Raw genomic sequence first — 13,668 nt, 5'->3', positions numbered from 1 at the left:
TTATAATTTTTCACATTAACTAAATGTCAGAACTATTATTACCACCAGAGCATCGCTATGCTAAAAGAATTGCAGCCCAACTGAACGAAGACGGAAGCGAACTTTCGATTTTGAATTTAGGGCCTACTCACCCAGCAACACATGGTATTTTTCAAAATATCTTGTTGATGGATGGAGAAAGAATTCTAGAAGCGGAACCAACTATTGGTTACATTCACAGAGCTTTCGAAAAAATTGCTGAAAACCGTCCTTTTTACCAAATCACCCCTCTTACTGATAGAATGAACTATTGTTCATCGCCTATAAATAATATGGGTTGGTGGATGACATTAGAGAAATTGTTAGATATTGAAGTTCCTAAAAGAGCACAATATTTAAGGGTAATTGTAATGGAGTTGGCAAGAATTACGGATCATATTATCTGTAATTCGATTCTTGGTGTTGATACCGGAGCCTATACCGGATTTTTATATGTGTTCCAATTTAGAGAAAAAGTCTACGAAATCTACGAAGAAATTTGTGGAGCTCGTTTGACTACTAATATGGGAAGAATTGGTGGTTTCGAAAGAGATTGGTCAGCAGAAGCTTTTAGAAAATTAGATGTGTTTTTAGAGGAGTTTCCAGCAGCTTGGAAAGAATTTGAAAACTTATTCGAAAGAAATAGAATTTTTATTGACAGAACTGTAAATGTAGGGGCTATAACAGCTGAACAAGCTATGGCTTACGGATTTACAGGTCCAAATTTACGTGCTGCGGGTGTTGATTATGATGTTAGGGTAGCGCAACCGTATTCTTCTTACGAAGATTTTGAATTTATTATTCCTGTTGGAAAATCCGGAGATACTTACGATCGTTTTTGTGTTCGTAATGCCGAAGTTTGGGAGAGTTTGAGTATTATTCGTCAAGCTTTAGCAAAAATGCCAGAAGGAAATGATTTCCATGCGGATGTTCCTGATTATTATCTTCCACCAAAAGAAGACGTGTATAACAACATGGAATCGTTGATTTATCATTTCAAAATTGTAATGGGAGAAGTTCCTGTTCCAGTTGCCGAAATATATCATCCAGTAGAAGGTGGAAATGGAGAATTAGGTTTCTATTTAGTTACAGACGGAAGCAGAACGCCTTATAGATTGCATTTCCGTAGACCTTGTTTTATTTATTATCAAGCGTATCCAGAAATGATTAAAGGTTCATTACTATCAGATGCAATTGTTATTTTATCAAGTTTAAATGTTATTGCCGGAGAATTAGACGCATAAAGAGTATTGATTAACGATTTTATATTTTAAAATAAAACTTTGTGACTTTGCGCCTTCGCGGCAAAAAAAATAAAAATGGAAAGAACGTATCACAAACAAGAAATAAATATGACGGAAGCATTGATGACTCGCATCAATGAATTAATAAGTCATTATCCTGAAGACAAAAGAAAATCGGCATTATTACCTGTTTTACATGAAGTTCAAGATGCTCACGAGAATTGGTTGAGTATTGAATTAATGAATAAAGTAGCCGAAATCCTTTTGATTAAACCAATCGAGGTTTACGAAGTAGTTTCGTTTTATACGATGTACAACCAAAAACCAATTGGAAAATATATGTTCGAATTTTGTCAAACTTCTCCTTGTTGTTTGAATGGAGTGGAAGATTTAATGGATTACACCTGTGAAAAATTAGGTGTAAAAGTTGGTGAGCCTACTCCAGATGGTTTATTCGAAGTTAGAGGAGTTGAGTGTTTGGGTGCTTGTGGTTACGCTCCAATGATGCAATTAGGCGATTTTTACAAAGAACATTTGGATAAAGAAAAAATCGATCAATTAATTGCTGATTGCAAAAACGATAAAATAATATTACACGATAAATAATATGTCACAAAAAATATTATTAGATAAAATAAATATTCCAGGAATTAAAACATACGAAGTGTACCGTCAAAACGGGGGTTATGCTTCAGTAGAAAAAGCCTTAAAAACATTAACACCAGACGAAGTTGTCGAAGAAGTAAAAACTTCAGGATTGCGTGGTCGTGGTGGAGCAGGTTTCCCAGCAGGAATGAAATGGAGTTTTATTGATAAAAAATCAGGAAAACCAAGACATTTAGTTTGTAATGCGGATGAATCTGAGCCAGGAACTTTTAAGGATCGTTATTTGATGGAATTTATTCCTCATTTATTGATTGAAGGAATGATTACTTCCAGTTATGCTTTGGGTGCAAACCTTTCTTACATCTACATTCGTGGAGAATACATGTGGGTTTATAAAATATTGGAAAAAGCCATTAACGAAGCAAAAGCTGCTGGATTTTTGGGTAAAAATATATTAGGTTCAGGATACGATTTAGAACTTTATGTTCATTGTGGTGCCGGAGCTTACATCTGTGGTGAAGAAACTGCATTGATTGAATCATTGGAAGGAAAAAGAGGAAATCCTCGTATCAAGCCACCATTTCCTGCTATTTCGGGACTTTGGGCAAATCCAACGGTTGTAAATAACGTAGAAACAATTGCCGCTGTGCCTTGGATTATCAATAATACAGGTGCGGAATATGCTAAAATTGGTATTGGACGTTCTACAGGAACCAAATTAATTTCGGCTTCAGGACATATCAAAAATCCTGGTGTTTATGAAATTGAATTGGGATTAAGTGTTTACGAATTCATGAATTCTGATGAATATTTAGGAGGAATGAGTTCTGACAGGCCTTTAAAAGCTTTTGTACCGGGAGGAAGTTCTGTTCCCGTTTTACCAGCCCATTTAATTTACAAAACTGCCGCTGGCGAAGATCGTTTGATGTCATACGAATCGTTAAGTGACGGTGGATTTGCAACTGGTTCTATGTTAGGGTCAGGTGGATTTATCGTTTACAATGATACGTCTTGTATTGTTCGTAATACTTGGAATTTCTCTCGTTTTTATCACCATGAAAGTTGTGGACAATGTTCCCCTTGTCGTGAAGGTACAGGCTGGATGGAAAAAGTATTGCACCGAATAGAAAATGGTCACGGTCGTGAAGAAGATATCGATTTGCTTTTGAGCATTCAAAGTAAAATTGAAGGAAATACAATTTGTCCATTAGGTGATGCGGCGGCTTGGCCAGTGGCAGCAGCAATTCGTCACTTTAGAGATGAGTTTGAATATCATATTCGTTTCCCGGAAAAAATAAAAAATAGAGATCATTTTGTTGCTGAACCTTTTGAAAAAGTAAAGCATTTAGTTTCTAAAGTAATCGTATAAAGTCAAGAATTTCAGAAAATGAAAGTAACCATAGACGGTCAAAGCATAGAAGTAGAACCAGGAACAACAATCCTGCAGGCAGCACGTATGATAGGTGGAGAAGTAGTTCCGCCAGCGATGTGCTATTATTCTAAACTAAAAGGAAGCGGTGGAAAATGCCGTTGTTGTTTAGTGGAAGTTGCAAAAGGAAGTGAAGCTGATCCAAGACCAATGCCTAAATTAATGGCATCTTGTGTAACAGGTTGTATGGACGGAATGGAAGTGAATAGTAAATCTTCACCGAGAGTTCAAGAAGCAAGAAAATCAGTAACAGAGTTTTTATTGATTAATCACCCCTTAGATTGTCCGGTTTGTGACCAGGCAGGAGAATGTGATTTGCAAAATTTAAGCTTTGAGCACGGGAAGTCAGAAACTCGTTTTATTGAAGAAAAAAGAACATTTGAACCAGAAAATATTGGTCCAAATATTCAACTGCACATGAACCGTTGTATCCTTTGTTACCGTTGTGTAATGGTTGCTGATCAATTGACTGATGACCGTGTTCATGGAGTAATGGATAGAGGAGATCATTCTAATATATCGACTTGTATTTCTAAAGCGGTAGATAATGAGTTTTCAGGAAATATGATTGATGTTTGTCCTGTAGGCGCATTGACTGATAAAACATTTAGATTTAAATCTAGAGTTTGGTTCAGTAAGCCTTACAATGCACACAGAGATTGTCCTACCTGCTCCGGAAAAACTACGGTTTGGATGTTTGGTGACGAAATTCAACGTGTTACGGGAAGAAAAGACGAGTACCATGAAGTAGACGAATTTATTTGTAATGGATGTCGTTTTGACCACAAAGACATAAAAGATTGGATTATCGAAGGACCTAGAGCATTCGAAAAAGACTCCGTTATCAATCAAAATAAATACAACAGAAAATTACAAAAAGTTGAAATCGCTACCGAAGATCATATCCTTCTAGGTAGAGAAGAAGACCGTAAGAAAATAAGCATGGTGGAGATTCCATTGACTGAGGAAGACATTATTAATCAAAAAAGTTTGGGAAATAATGAATAGTACACTTATCATAGATAAAAGCGTAATTATTGTGGTAGTTTTTGCTATTACAATGCTTATGGCGATGTATTCTACTTGGGCAGAACGTAAAGTTGCGGCTTGGCTTCAAGATAGAATTGGTCCGAACAGAGCAGGTCCAATGGGTTTGTTTCAACCGCTTGCTGATGGTTTGAAATTATTTTCGAAAGAAGAGTTTGAACCCAATACACCAAATAGATTTTTGTTTTTTGTTGGTCCTGCAATTGCAATGAGTACCGCTTTAATGACCAGTGCCGTTATTCCTTGGGGAGATCATTTTCATTTGTTTGGAAGAGATATTTTACTTCAGGCAGCTGATATCGATGTGGCATTATTGTACTTTTTTGGAGTAGTATCTGTTGGAGTTTACGGAATCATGATTGGTGGTTGGGCATCTAATAATAAGTTCTCTTTGATGGGTGCGGTTCGTGCTGCTTCACAAATGGTTTCTTATGAAGTTGCGATGGGACTTTCGATGATTGCTTTGTTGATGATGACCGGAACGTTGAGTTTAAGAGAAATTTCAGCGCAACAAGCAGGAATGAATTGGAATGTTTTTTATCAGCCATTGTCATTTTTAATCTTTTTGATTTGTGCTTTTGCAGAAACAAACAGAACTCCATTTGACTTAGCGGAATGCGAAAGTGAATTAATTGGAGGGTACCATACCGAATATTCATCAATGAAAATGGGATTTTATTTATTTGCTGAATACGCAAATATGTTTATCTCTTCAACGATTTTGTCCGTTTTATTCTTTGGAGGGTATAACTATCCTGGAATGAGTTGGGCTGTTGAAAATTGGGGTGTTAATATTGCTAATGTTATTGGGATTGTAGCTCTTTTTGTAAAAATATGTAGTTTCATTTTCTTCTACATGTGGGTAAGATGGACTATTCCAAGATTTAGATACGATCAATTGATGCATTTGGGTTGGAGAGTATTAATTCCATTATCGATCATCAATATTATGATTACTGGTATTGTAATTTTGAGAAGTGAAATTGCAACTTATTTAGGATTTTAATTAAGTACCGAAAAGCCCTAGCCCTGATAGCAGTGGAAATCCTTTTATGTTTTTCTTTGAAAACATAAAAGATTGAAACGAATAGCAGGATTAAGCTTCAAATAAAAATAAAAAATGTCAATAGAAAGTATATCCTTATCGGGAAGAAAAAAAATGGTCTCTAATAAAGAGATGACTTTTTGGGAAAATATGTATCTGATTGCGATAGTCAAAGGTTTGATTATTACTATTAAACACTTGTTTACTCGAAAAGTTACGATTCAATATCCAGAGCAAGTACGTGAAATGAGTCCCGTTTATCGTGGTCAACACATGTTGAAACGCGATGAGGAAGGTCGCGAGAATTGTACAGCTTGTGGCTTGTGTGCGTTGTCTTGTCCTGCTGAAGCAATCACGATGAAAGCGGAAGAGCGCAGAGCGGATGAAAAACATTTGTACAGAGAAGAAAAATATGCTTCGATATATGAGATTAATATGTTGCGTTGTATTTTTTGTGGATTGTGTGAAGAGGCTTGTCCAAAAGACGCAATTTATCTAACGACTTCAAAAGTATTGGTTCCTTCCAGTTATGAAAGAGAAGATTTTATCTTTGGAAAAGACAAATTGGTCATGCCTTTAGAAATGGCAATGAAAAATGCTCAACTTAAAAACGCTAATTAATGATACATATACCTGATTTAGCTAATGCAACACCGATACAAATCATTTTTTGTGTTTTATCTATTATTACATTAGCCACTGCATTTTTGACAATTTTTAGTAGAAACCCGATTCACAGTGCTATTTATCTTGTGATTTGTTTCTTTTCGGTTGCAGGACATTATTTGTTATTGAATGCGCAGTTTTTGGCAATTGTTCATATTATTGTTTATTCTGGAGCCATTATGATTTTATTTTTATTCACCATTATGTTGATGAATTTGAATGAACAACATGAAGTCCACAGACCAAGGATTACCAGATTAGGTGCTATCGTTTCTTTTTGTTTGATATGCATCGTTCTTATTTTGATTTTTATAAACTCAAAACCAATTGTTGGAGAATACGTTGCTACTGGCGAAGATTTTCAGTCTATAAAAGTATTAGGTAGAATATTACTAAACGAATATATGGTTCCTTTTGAATTTGCTTCCATATTACTTTTGGTTGCCATGATTGGGACTGTTTTATTGTCTAAAAAAGAAAAACTGCAAAAATAAGATGAACAATATTTTAAATCAAATAGGTATAGAAAATTATATATTCCTGTGCGTGATACTTTTTTGTATTGGCGTTTTTGGAGTGTTATACAGACGAAATGCCATTATCGTATTTATGTCAATTGAAATAATGCTGAATGCAGTAAACTTATTGTTTGTGGCATTTTCTACCTATCATCAAGATGCGCAAGGACAAGTTTTTGTGTTTTTCTCGATGGCTGTTGCAGCTGCAGAAGTTGCGGTAGGATTAGCAATTCTAGTTTCAATATTTAGAAACTTAGGCTCAATTACTATCGATAATTTAAAAAACTTAAAAGGATAAATGGAAATGAATACCAATATAGCTTTAGTTTTAGTTCTTGCTCCTTTTTTAGGATTTTTAATCAATGTTTTCTTTGGAAAAAGTCTGGGGAAATCGCTTTCTGGAATAATTGGGACACTTTCTGTAGTGGTTTCTTTTATTGCTACCGCTTATTTCTTCAGTGGAATTTCGGCACAACCGGAAGGAATTCATATTTCACTTTTTGACTGGATTCAAATCAGTAATTTCAAAGTCGATTTCGGATTTCAATTAGATCAATTGTCAATTTTATGGTTGCTTTTTGTAACCGGAATTGGATCTTTGATTCATTTGTATTCTATCAGTTACATGCACGATGATGAAAATATGCACAAGTTCTTTGCGTATTTGAATCTGTTTATATTTTTCATGATCACTTTAGTAATAGGAAGTAACTTATTAGTAATGTTCATCGGATGGGAAGGCGTAGGTCTTTGTTCTTATTTGCTGATTGGATTTTGGCATAAAAACCAAGATTTTAATGATGCAGCTAAGAAAGCTTTTATCATGAATCGAATTGGAGATTTAGGTCTGCTAGTTGGAATTTTCATCCTTGGAAGCTTATTCTCGACGTTAGATTTTGCTACATTAAAAACGGCTATTTCAACAGCTACCAATTTAAATAGCTATTGGATTGGAGTTGCCGCTTTTGCTCTATTTATTGGAGCTTGTGGTAAATCAGCACAAATACCATTATATACTTGGTTGCCGGATGCGATGGCTGGACCAACACCGGTTTCAGCATTGATTCACGCGGCTACAATGGTTACTGCAGGTATTTTTATGATAACCAGATTAAACTTTTTATATAGTCTTGATTTACCGAGTATGCATTTGGTAAATGATATTATAGCGATTGTTGGAGCAGTTACAGCTTTAGTTGCCGCAACAATTGGTTTGGTTCAAAATGATATTAAGAAAGTCTTAGCTTATTCAACTGTTTCTCAATTGGGATTAATGTTTTTGGCTTTAGGTTTAGGTGCTTATGAAGTGGCTGTTTTCCATGTAATCACACACGCTTTTTTCAAAGCTTGTTTGTTCTTGGGTTCTGGTTCTGTTATTCACGCTTTACATGGAGAACAAGACATGCGCAAAATGGGTGGTTTGAAAAAAGCGATGCCAATTACTTTTATCACCATGTTAATTGCTTCATTAGCGATTTCTGGAGTTCCATTGTTCTCTGGGTTTTTCTCTAAAGATGAAATATTATTAGTGGCTTTCGAACATACAATTCCATTATGGGTTGTTGCTTCGGTTGCGTCTATAATGACTGCTTTCTATATGTTTAGATTGATGTTTTTAACGTTCTTCCAAGAATTCAGAGGAACGGAGGAGCAAAAACACCATTTACATGAAAGTCCTTCTTTGATTACTTTTCCTTTAATCGTTTTAGCGATATTGGCAACAATAGGTGGGTTAATCAGTTTGCCGGGTAATAGTTGGTTGAATGGGTATTTAACGCCTATTTTACCGAAATTATTGAATGCTGAGCACCATTTAGGAACCACAGAATATATGTTGATGGCTATCGCAGTCGTGGGTGGATTGGTAGGAATTGGTTTGGCTTACGCCAAATACATCAAACAAAACACAGTTCCTAGAGAAGATGCTGAAATCACAGGGTTTTCTAAAGTACTTTACAATAAATATTATGTTGATGAATTCTATGATGCTATTTTTGTTAAACCAATTAATGTCTTGTCTGGTTTTTTCAGAGACACTATAGAAACGGGTTTATCAGCTTTGGTTTTTGGATTCGGAAAAGTTACCAACGAAATAAGTTACCAAGGAAAGAAAATACAAAATGGAAGCATTGGTCTTTATCTTTTTGTTTTCGTATTAGGGCTTTGTGCCATTGTTTCTTATTTATTTTTAGCTCAATAATCTTATACTATGAATGTATCTCTAATATTAATTATACTTTTAGTTGGTGCGTTTGCAACTTTTCTTGCAGGCGATAAACTAGCTTCAAAAGTGGCTTTGTTCTTTGGGTTGGCTGCTGCAGGCTGTTCTATTGTATTATTAAATCACTATAATTTAGGTGAAAATATCAGTTTCATCAAACAGTGGATTACAAAACCTAATATTTCTTTTGCTTTAAAAGCAGATGGACTTTCCCTGGCAATGCTTTTATTGACTACGGTTTTGACTCCAATTATTATTTTCTCTTCTTTTGGGAATGACTATAAAAATTCAAAATCATTTTATGCATTAATCTTGTTTATGTCATTTGCAATGGCAGGAACATTCTTAGCATCAGACGGTCTTTTATATTATATTTTCTGGGAGTTATCATTGATTCCTATTTATTTCATCGCATTAATATGGGGTAACGGAGATACGGAAGAACGCAAAAAAGCGGTAGTTAAATTCTTTATCTACACGCTTGCAGGATCATTATTTATGCTTGTTGCTTTTGTTTATATGTATCAAAAAGCAGGTAGCCTTTTATTGGAAGATTTATACAAATTGAATTTATCAGCAGCCGAGCAATTATGGATATTCCTGGCTTTCTTCTTGGCGTATGCAATTAAGATTCCATTGATTCCTTTCCACACTTGGCAGGCTAATGTGTACCAAAAAGCACCAACTGTTGGAACGATGCTTTTATCGGGAATTATGTTAAAAATGGGATTGTACAGCGTTATCCGTTGGCAATTACCGCTAGCGCCACTTGCTGCTAAAGAATACATGTTTATCTTTATTGGACTTGGAATTGCAGGTGTAATTTATGGTTCAATTGTAGCCTTGAGACAAAAAGACTTGAAGAAATTATTAGCGTATTCTTCCTTGGCACACGTAGGATTAATAGCTGCCGGAACATACACCTTAACATTAGATGGATTGCGTGGAGCAGTTTTACAAATGATTGCACACGGTTTTGTGGTTGTTGGATTGTTTTTTGTAGCTGAGATTATTTTCAGAAGATATGAAACCAGAGTAATTGCTGAAATGGGAGGTATTCGTGCGCAAACACCAAAATTCACCTCCATGTTTTTGATTTTGGTTTTGGCATCTGTTGCTTTGCCAACTACTTTTAACTTTGTTGGAGAATTCACCGTTTTATACAGTCTTTCACAAATTAATATATGGTTTGCCATTTTAGGGGGATCAACTATAATTTTAGGAGCGTATTATATGTTGAAAATGTTTCAACACGCTATGTTAGGCGAAACCAATTCAAAACTTTTTGCTGATGTAACGATCAATGAAGGAATAACTTTGGTAATTGTCATTGCTGTCCTATTCTTTTTTGGAATGTATCCAAAACCAATCATTGATTTGATCACACCAAGTCTTGAAGAAATTTTAACTCAAATAAACCGAATTAACTAAGTCAAATAAAAAATGAATACATTAATAGCTATAATAGGATTAGGTGTTTTATGCCTTTTATTTGAAATTTTTAATTTAAGGAAAGCCATTGTTCCAATAACGATTATTGGATTATTGGCAGTTCTTGGTTTAACGATATCTGAATTTAATTCTACACAGAGTTACTATAACAATATGATTATTGTCAGTAAATTTTCAACTGTGTTTTCTTCTTTGTTTATTGTGCTTACTATTTTCTTAGTGGCTTTAGGACATAATTTTTACGAAAATCATCAATCTAAAATTTCTGATTTTATTGCGATAAAAGTGTTTTTATTGGCGGGAGCAGTAGCGATGGTTTCTTTTGGAAATTTAGCGATGTTCTTTCTGGGAATCGAAGTATTATCTATATCACTTTATATTCTTGCAGCAAGTGACCGTATGAATTTAAAAAGTAACGAAGCGGGAATGAAGTATTTCTTAATGGGATCTTTTGCTTCGGGAATCATTCTTTTTGGTATTTGCTTGATTTACGGAGCGATGGGGAGTTTTGACGTTACTGAAATAAGTGAATTATCACAATCGGCTGAATTGCCAATTTGGTTTCCAATTGGGATTGTATTGTTAACCATTGGGATGTTATTTAAAGTTGCAGCAGTTCCTTTTCATTTTTGGGCACCGGACGTTTACGAAGGTTCTCCTGCATTGACAACTGCATTGATGAGTACTTTGGCAAAAGTAGTTGCTATGGCTACTTTATACAAATTACTTTACGTTATGAATGCTGATATTTCGGAAGCATTTAAAACTATTGTAGTCGTTATTTCTATGGCTTCCATGACTGTTGGTAATATCATGGCCTTAAGACAAACAAACGTGAAACGTATGCTGGCTTTTTCAGGAGTTTCGCACGCAGGGTTTATGTTGATGACTTTATTGAGTTTGTCCACTTCAGCGGGTAGTTTGTTGTATTATGCATCAGCGTATTCTTTATCAGGAATAGCGGCTTTTAGTGTGATTTTATATGTTTGTAAAAATAGAGATAACGAAGATATTGTGAATTTCCACGGTTTAGGGAAAACTAATCCGTTGTTAGCAGCGATTCTTACAGCCGCTTTACTTTCTATGGCTGGTATTCCAATTTTTGCTGGTTTCTTTGCCAAATTGGTTTTGTTCAATCAAACGATTCAAGCAGGTTATTTGGCTTTAGTAATCGTAGCAGTTGTGAATTCTATCATAAGCGTTGGTTACTATTTCAAATTGATTTTGGCGATGTATACTAAAGAACCAAACGAAGAAAGAAAAGGAACTCCGGTTATTATTTATGCCGTTGCCGTTATAGCGATTATTTTGAATATTGCCTTAGGTTTGTTTCCGTCTTTTGTTTTGGATTTATTGGGATAAGCCAAATTTTAAAAAATATACAAAAACCATCAAGAGCAATTTTGATGGTTTTTTTGGTTTCATGGATGTCCTGTTTTCTGGATTGTAATAAATATTTGCTATTCGGGTATCTATAATAAAATTCCAAAACTCAAAAAGCTCAAAACAGAATAGATTAATTTTGTCTTATAGAATCAATTGCGAATTTTAATTAAATAAATGAAGATGGAAAATAAATTAAAAATACAAATTTGGTCGGATATCATGTGTCCGTTTTGTTATATAGGAAAAAGAAGAATAGAAGAAGCTTTGCAAAATTTCGAACATAAAGAAGCTGTAGAGATTGAGTGGAAAAGTTATCAACTGGATGCGAGTTTTATCGCCTCTCCGGAGGACAATATGGTAGAACATTTGGCAGAAAAATACAGAAAAGACAATGATTGGGCTCAAAATATGCTCGATAACATGACTCAAAATGCAAAGACAGCAGGATTGGATTTTCATTTTGAAAAAGCAGTTCTGGCGAATTCATGGAATGCACATCGTCTGTTGCATTTGGCTAAAAAGTACAATCTTGCAAATGATTTAGAAGAATTATTATTCAAAGCGTATTTAACCGATGGCAAGAACGTTAACGATTTAAATACCTTAACCGAATTAGGGCTTGAAGTTGGACTCGAAGCGGAAGAAATTAAACAAGTGTTATATTCTGATGCTTTTGCAAATGAAGTACAGCAAGATATTGTAGCGGCAAACTCAATAGGTGTTCAAGGTGTTCCCTTTTTCGTTTTCGAAAATAAATATGCAATTTCTGGAGCGCAACCCGCAGCCGCTTTTCTGAAAACGTTAGATAAAGTATGGGAAGAAGGTAAATTTGAGTCTAAAGTTACTTTGCTGAATACTACAACCGAAAATAGTTGCGACATCAATGGTTGTGACTAAAACGAAATTCAAACAAGAGTCCCGTTGATACGAATACCAACGGGACTTTTTTAAATAACCTTTTATAACAAACTAATTATCTTTTATCTACTCTAATATCTAAACTTCCTGTTACTTTAGCGTCTTCGATTTTGTTTTTTGTACCATTAGTTCTATAATAGTATTGATCTTGATCATTTGAATTTTGGGTGTTTCCATAATCACGATTGTCGTTGTCATCGTTATTTTGATTATTTCTATAATCACGATCATTATTACCATAGTTGTTTTGGCTGTATTCATTCGCTCTACGTCCTTTTACACTTCCTACAATATCAACAATTTGACCGCGACGGTTGTAGATAATTTGCAATCCACCTACTTGTTCTAATGCATAACGGTTGTAAGTCATGTATACGGAACCAACTCGTTTGATTCTATCATTTGAATCATAGTTGATAAATACATTTCCAATACGTCTTACTTTACCAGAATTATCATGTTCCACTTTTACACCGTAATTTTCATTTCGATAATTTGTGGGCGCACCATACGTTTTATTTACAGCACTTGTTCGGGTTGATTTATAATACATATCGCTACTTGTTGATGGACGTGTATTGAAATCAAATTGTCCGTCAGGAAATACAAAAAATTCGATTCCTCTTTCGGTGAACACAATTGGTTCCGCATTTCTAAAATCAACAGGTGATCTTCTCTCAAGAGAAAAATTCGTTTTTTCTGTTGCATTCGCTACACCACCTCCAATAAGGAAGATACTAGCTACTAAAAGGGTAATTTTTTTCATAATCAATATAATTTGGGTTTTGCCTACTCTCGAGCTTTTCGGCTTACGCTTTTTTACTTATTTGATTAGGTATATCCAAGTAGCGTGCCAAAGTTTTGAATAACGGTTTTGACCTTATGAACTTTGAATTATTTTTTAGGAATTAAAATACTTAAAATCAATACGTTGAAATTTGAAAATAAACAAATAATATAATTTTTAAGGGACGAATATTTATGTTTTTTTTAAGTGTAATTTCCCTTTAAGGATATTTTTTCTTGACTTTTTATATAATTCAACGACCGATAATAGTTACTACAGCAATGAAAAGACTAAAATGAAAAGACATTTTTATTTCTAATATTTGTCAAAT

At 34.6% G+C, this 13,668-nt stretch carries 13 protein-coding genes; 12 read left to right on the top strand and 1 reads right to left on the bottom strand.

The genetic code is table 11. The features are described from left to right. Nucleotides 1-23: 23 nt before the first annotated feature. From OA85_RS14135 to OA85_RS14080, 12 genes are all read left to right on the top strand, one after another. Nucleotides 24-1,262, top strand: a complete 1,239-nt coding sequence (locus OA85_RS14135; protein WP_039110430.1) for an NADH-quinone oxidoreductase subunit D — start codon at nucleotides 24-26, stop codon at nucleotides 1,260-1,262. A gap of 75 nt (nucleotides 1,263-1,337) precedes the next feature. Next, nucleotides 1,338-1,868, top strand: a complete 531-nt coding sequence (locus OA85_RS14130) for an NAD(P)H-dependent oxidoreductase subunit E (protein WP_039110429.1) — start codon at nucleotides 1,338-1,340, stop codon at nucleotides 1,866-1,868. Between the two features lies 1 nt (nucleotide 1,869). Continuing rightward, nucleotides 1,870-3,237: an NADH-quinone oxidoreductase subunit NuoF gene (gene nuoF / locus OA85_RS14125; protein WP_039110427.1), complete on the top strand. Its 1,368-nt coding sequence runs from the start codon at nucleotides 1,870-1,872 to the stop codon at nucleotides 3,235-3,237. Nucleotides 3,238-3,255: 18 nt separating this feature from the next. Next, a complete protein-coding gene (locus OA85_RS14120) occupies nucleotides 3,256-4,305 on the top strand; it encodes a 2Fe-2S iron-sulfur cluster-binding protein (RefSeq protein WP_039110426.1) in 1,050 nt (349 codons plus the stop codon). After that, nucleotides 4,298-5,350, top strand: a complete 1,053-nt coding sequence (gene nuoH / locus OA85_RS14115) for an NADH-quinone oxidoreductase subunit NuoH (protein ID WP_039110425.1) — start codon at nucleotides 4,298-4,300, stop codon at nucleotides 5,348-5,350. The genes OA85_RS14120 and nuoH overlap by 8 nt, the downstream gene beginning before the upstream one ends. A gap of 114 nt (nucleotides 5,351-5,464) precedes the next feature. Beyond that, on the top strand, nucleotides 5,465-6,010 hold the full coding sequence (locus tag OA85_RS14110) for an NADH-quinone oxidoreductase subunit I (protein WP_039110424.1): 546 nt from the start codon (nucleotides 5,465-5,467) through the stop codon (nucleotides 6,008-6,010). Then, nucleotides 6,010-6,549, top strand: a complete 540-nt coding sequence (locus OA85_RS14105; RefSeq protein ID WP_035668726.1) for an NADH-quinone oxidoreductase subunit J — start codon at nucleotides 6,010-6,012, stop codon at nucleotides 6,547-6,549. The genes OA85_RS14110 and OA85_RS14105 overlap by 1 nt, the downstream gene beginning before the upstream one ends. A gap of 1 nt (nucleotide 6,550) precedes the next feature. Continuing rightward, nucleotides 6,551-6,871, top strand: coding sequence for an NADH-quinone oxidoreductase subunit NuoK (gene nuoK, locus OA85_RS14100; protein WP_035668725.1), 321 nt, complete (start codon nucleotides 6,551-6,553; stop codon nucleotides 6,869-6,871). A gap of 6 nt (nucleotides 6,872-6,877) precedes the next feature. After that, nucleotides 6,878-8,773 (top strand): NADH-quinone oxidoreductase subunit L, encoded by a 1,896-nt coding sequence (gene nuoL, locus OA85_RS14095; protein ID WP_039110493.1) that lies wholly within the window; start codon nucleotides 6,878-6,880, stop codon nucleotides 8,771-8,773. A gap of 9 nt (nucleotides 8,774-8,782) precedes the next feature. Continuing rightward, nucleotides 8,783-10,225 carry a NuoM family protein gene (locus tag OA85_RS14090; RefSeq protein WP_039110423.1) on the top strand — a complete coding sequence of 481 codons (1,443 nt, stop codon included), beginning with the start codon at nucleotides 8,783-8,785 and terminating at the stop codon, nucleotides 10,223-10,225. A 12-nt stretch (nucleotides 10,226-10,237) separates the two neighbouring features. Continuing rightward, nucleotides 10,238-11,608 (top strand): NADH-quinone oxidoreductase subunit N, encoded by a 1,371-nt coding sequence (locus OA85_RS14085; RefSeq protein ID WP_039110422.1) that lies wholly within the window; start codon nucleotides 10,238-10,240, stop codon nucleotides 11,606-11,608. A 204-nt stretch (nucleotides 11,609-11,812) separates the two neighbouring features. Then, complete coding sequence (locus OA85_RS14080; protein WP_039110492.1) at nucleotides 11,813-12,529, top strand: DsbA family protein; 717 nt, start codon at nucleotides 11,813-11,815, stop codon at nucleotides 12,527-12,529. A 76-nt stretch (nucleotides 12,530-12,605) separates the two neighbouring features. Here the strand turns inward: OA85_RS14080 and OA85_RS14075 are convergent, their stop codons facing one another. Then, complete coding sequence (locus tag OA85_RS14075) at nucleotides 12,606-13,316, bottom strand: hypothetical protein (protein WP_039110421.1); 711 nt, start codon at nucleotides 13,314-13,316, stop codon at nucleotides 12,606-12,608. Nucleotides 13,317-13,668: the final 352 nt, after the last annotated feature.

It is taken from the genome of Flavobacterium sp. AED, assembly GCF_000812945.1.
Taxonomy (GTDB): Bacteria; Bacteroidota; Bacteroidia; order Flavobacteriales; family Flavobacteriaceae; genus Flavobacterium.
The sequence above is the reverse complement of the archived record's forward strand: the minus strand, read 5'-3'. Positions and strand labels throughout refer to the sequence as shown.

What these genes read in the sequence shown, in the direction of transcription:
- OA85_RS14105 (WP_035668726.1), top strand. Translation starts at nt 6,010, where the DNA reads ATGATACATATACCTGATTTAGCTAATGCAACACCGATACAAATCATT.
- OA85_RS14085 (WP_039110422.1), top strand. Translation starts at nt 10,238, where the DNA reads ATGAATACATTAATAGCTATAATAGGATTAGGTGTTTTATGCCTTTTA.
- nuoF (WP_039110427.1), top strand. Translation starts at nt 1,870, where the DNA reads ATGTCACAAAAAATATTATTAGATAAAATAAATATTCCAGGAATTAAA.
- OA85_RS14120 (WP_039110426.1), top strand. Translation starts at nt 3,256, where the DNA reads ATGAAAGTAACCATAGACGGTCAAAGCATAGAAGTAGAACCAGGAACA.
- nuoH (WP_039110425.1), top strand. Translation starts at nt 4,298, where the DNA reads ATGAATAGTACACTTATCATAGATAAAAGCGTAATTATTGTGGTAGTT.
- OA85_RS14110 (WP_039110424.1), top strand. Translation starts at nt 5,465, where the DNA reads ATGTCAATAGAAAGTATATCCTTATCGGGAAGAAAAAAAATGGTCTCT.
- OA85_RS14080 (WP_039110492.1), top strand. Translation starts at nt 11,813, where the DNA reads ATGGAAAATAAATTAAAAATACAAATTTGGTCGGATATCATGTGTCCG.
- nuoK (WP_035668725.1), top strand. Translation starts at nt 6,551, where the DNA reads ATGAACAATATTTTAAATCAAATAGGTATAGAAAATTATATATTCCTG.
- OA85_RS14135 (WP_039110430.1), top strand. Translation starts at nt 24, where the DNA reads ATGTCAGAACTATTATTACCACCAGAGCATCGCTATGCTAAAAGAATT.
- nuoL (WP_039110493.1), top strand. Translation starts at nt 6,878, where the DNA reads ATGAATACCAATATAGCTTTAGTTTTAGTTCTTGCTCCTTTTTTAGGA.
- OA85_RS14075 (WP_039110421.1), bottom strand. Translation starts at nt 13,316, where the DNA reads ATGAAAAAAATTACCCTTTTAGTAGCTAGTATCTTCCTTATTGGAGGT.
- OA85_RS14090 (WP_039110423.1), top strand. Translation starts at nt 8,783, where the DNA reads ATGAATGTATCTCTAATATTAATTATACTTTTAGTTGGTGCGTTTGCA.
- OA85_RS14130 (WP_039110429.1), top strand. Translation starts at nt 1,338, where the DNA reads ATGGAAAGAACGTATCACAAACAAGAAATAAATATGACGGAAGCATTG.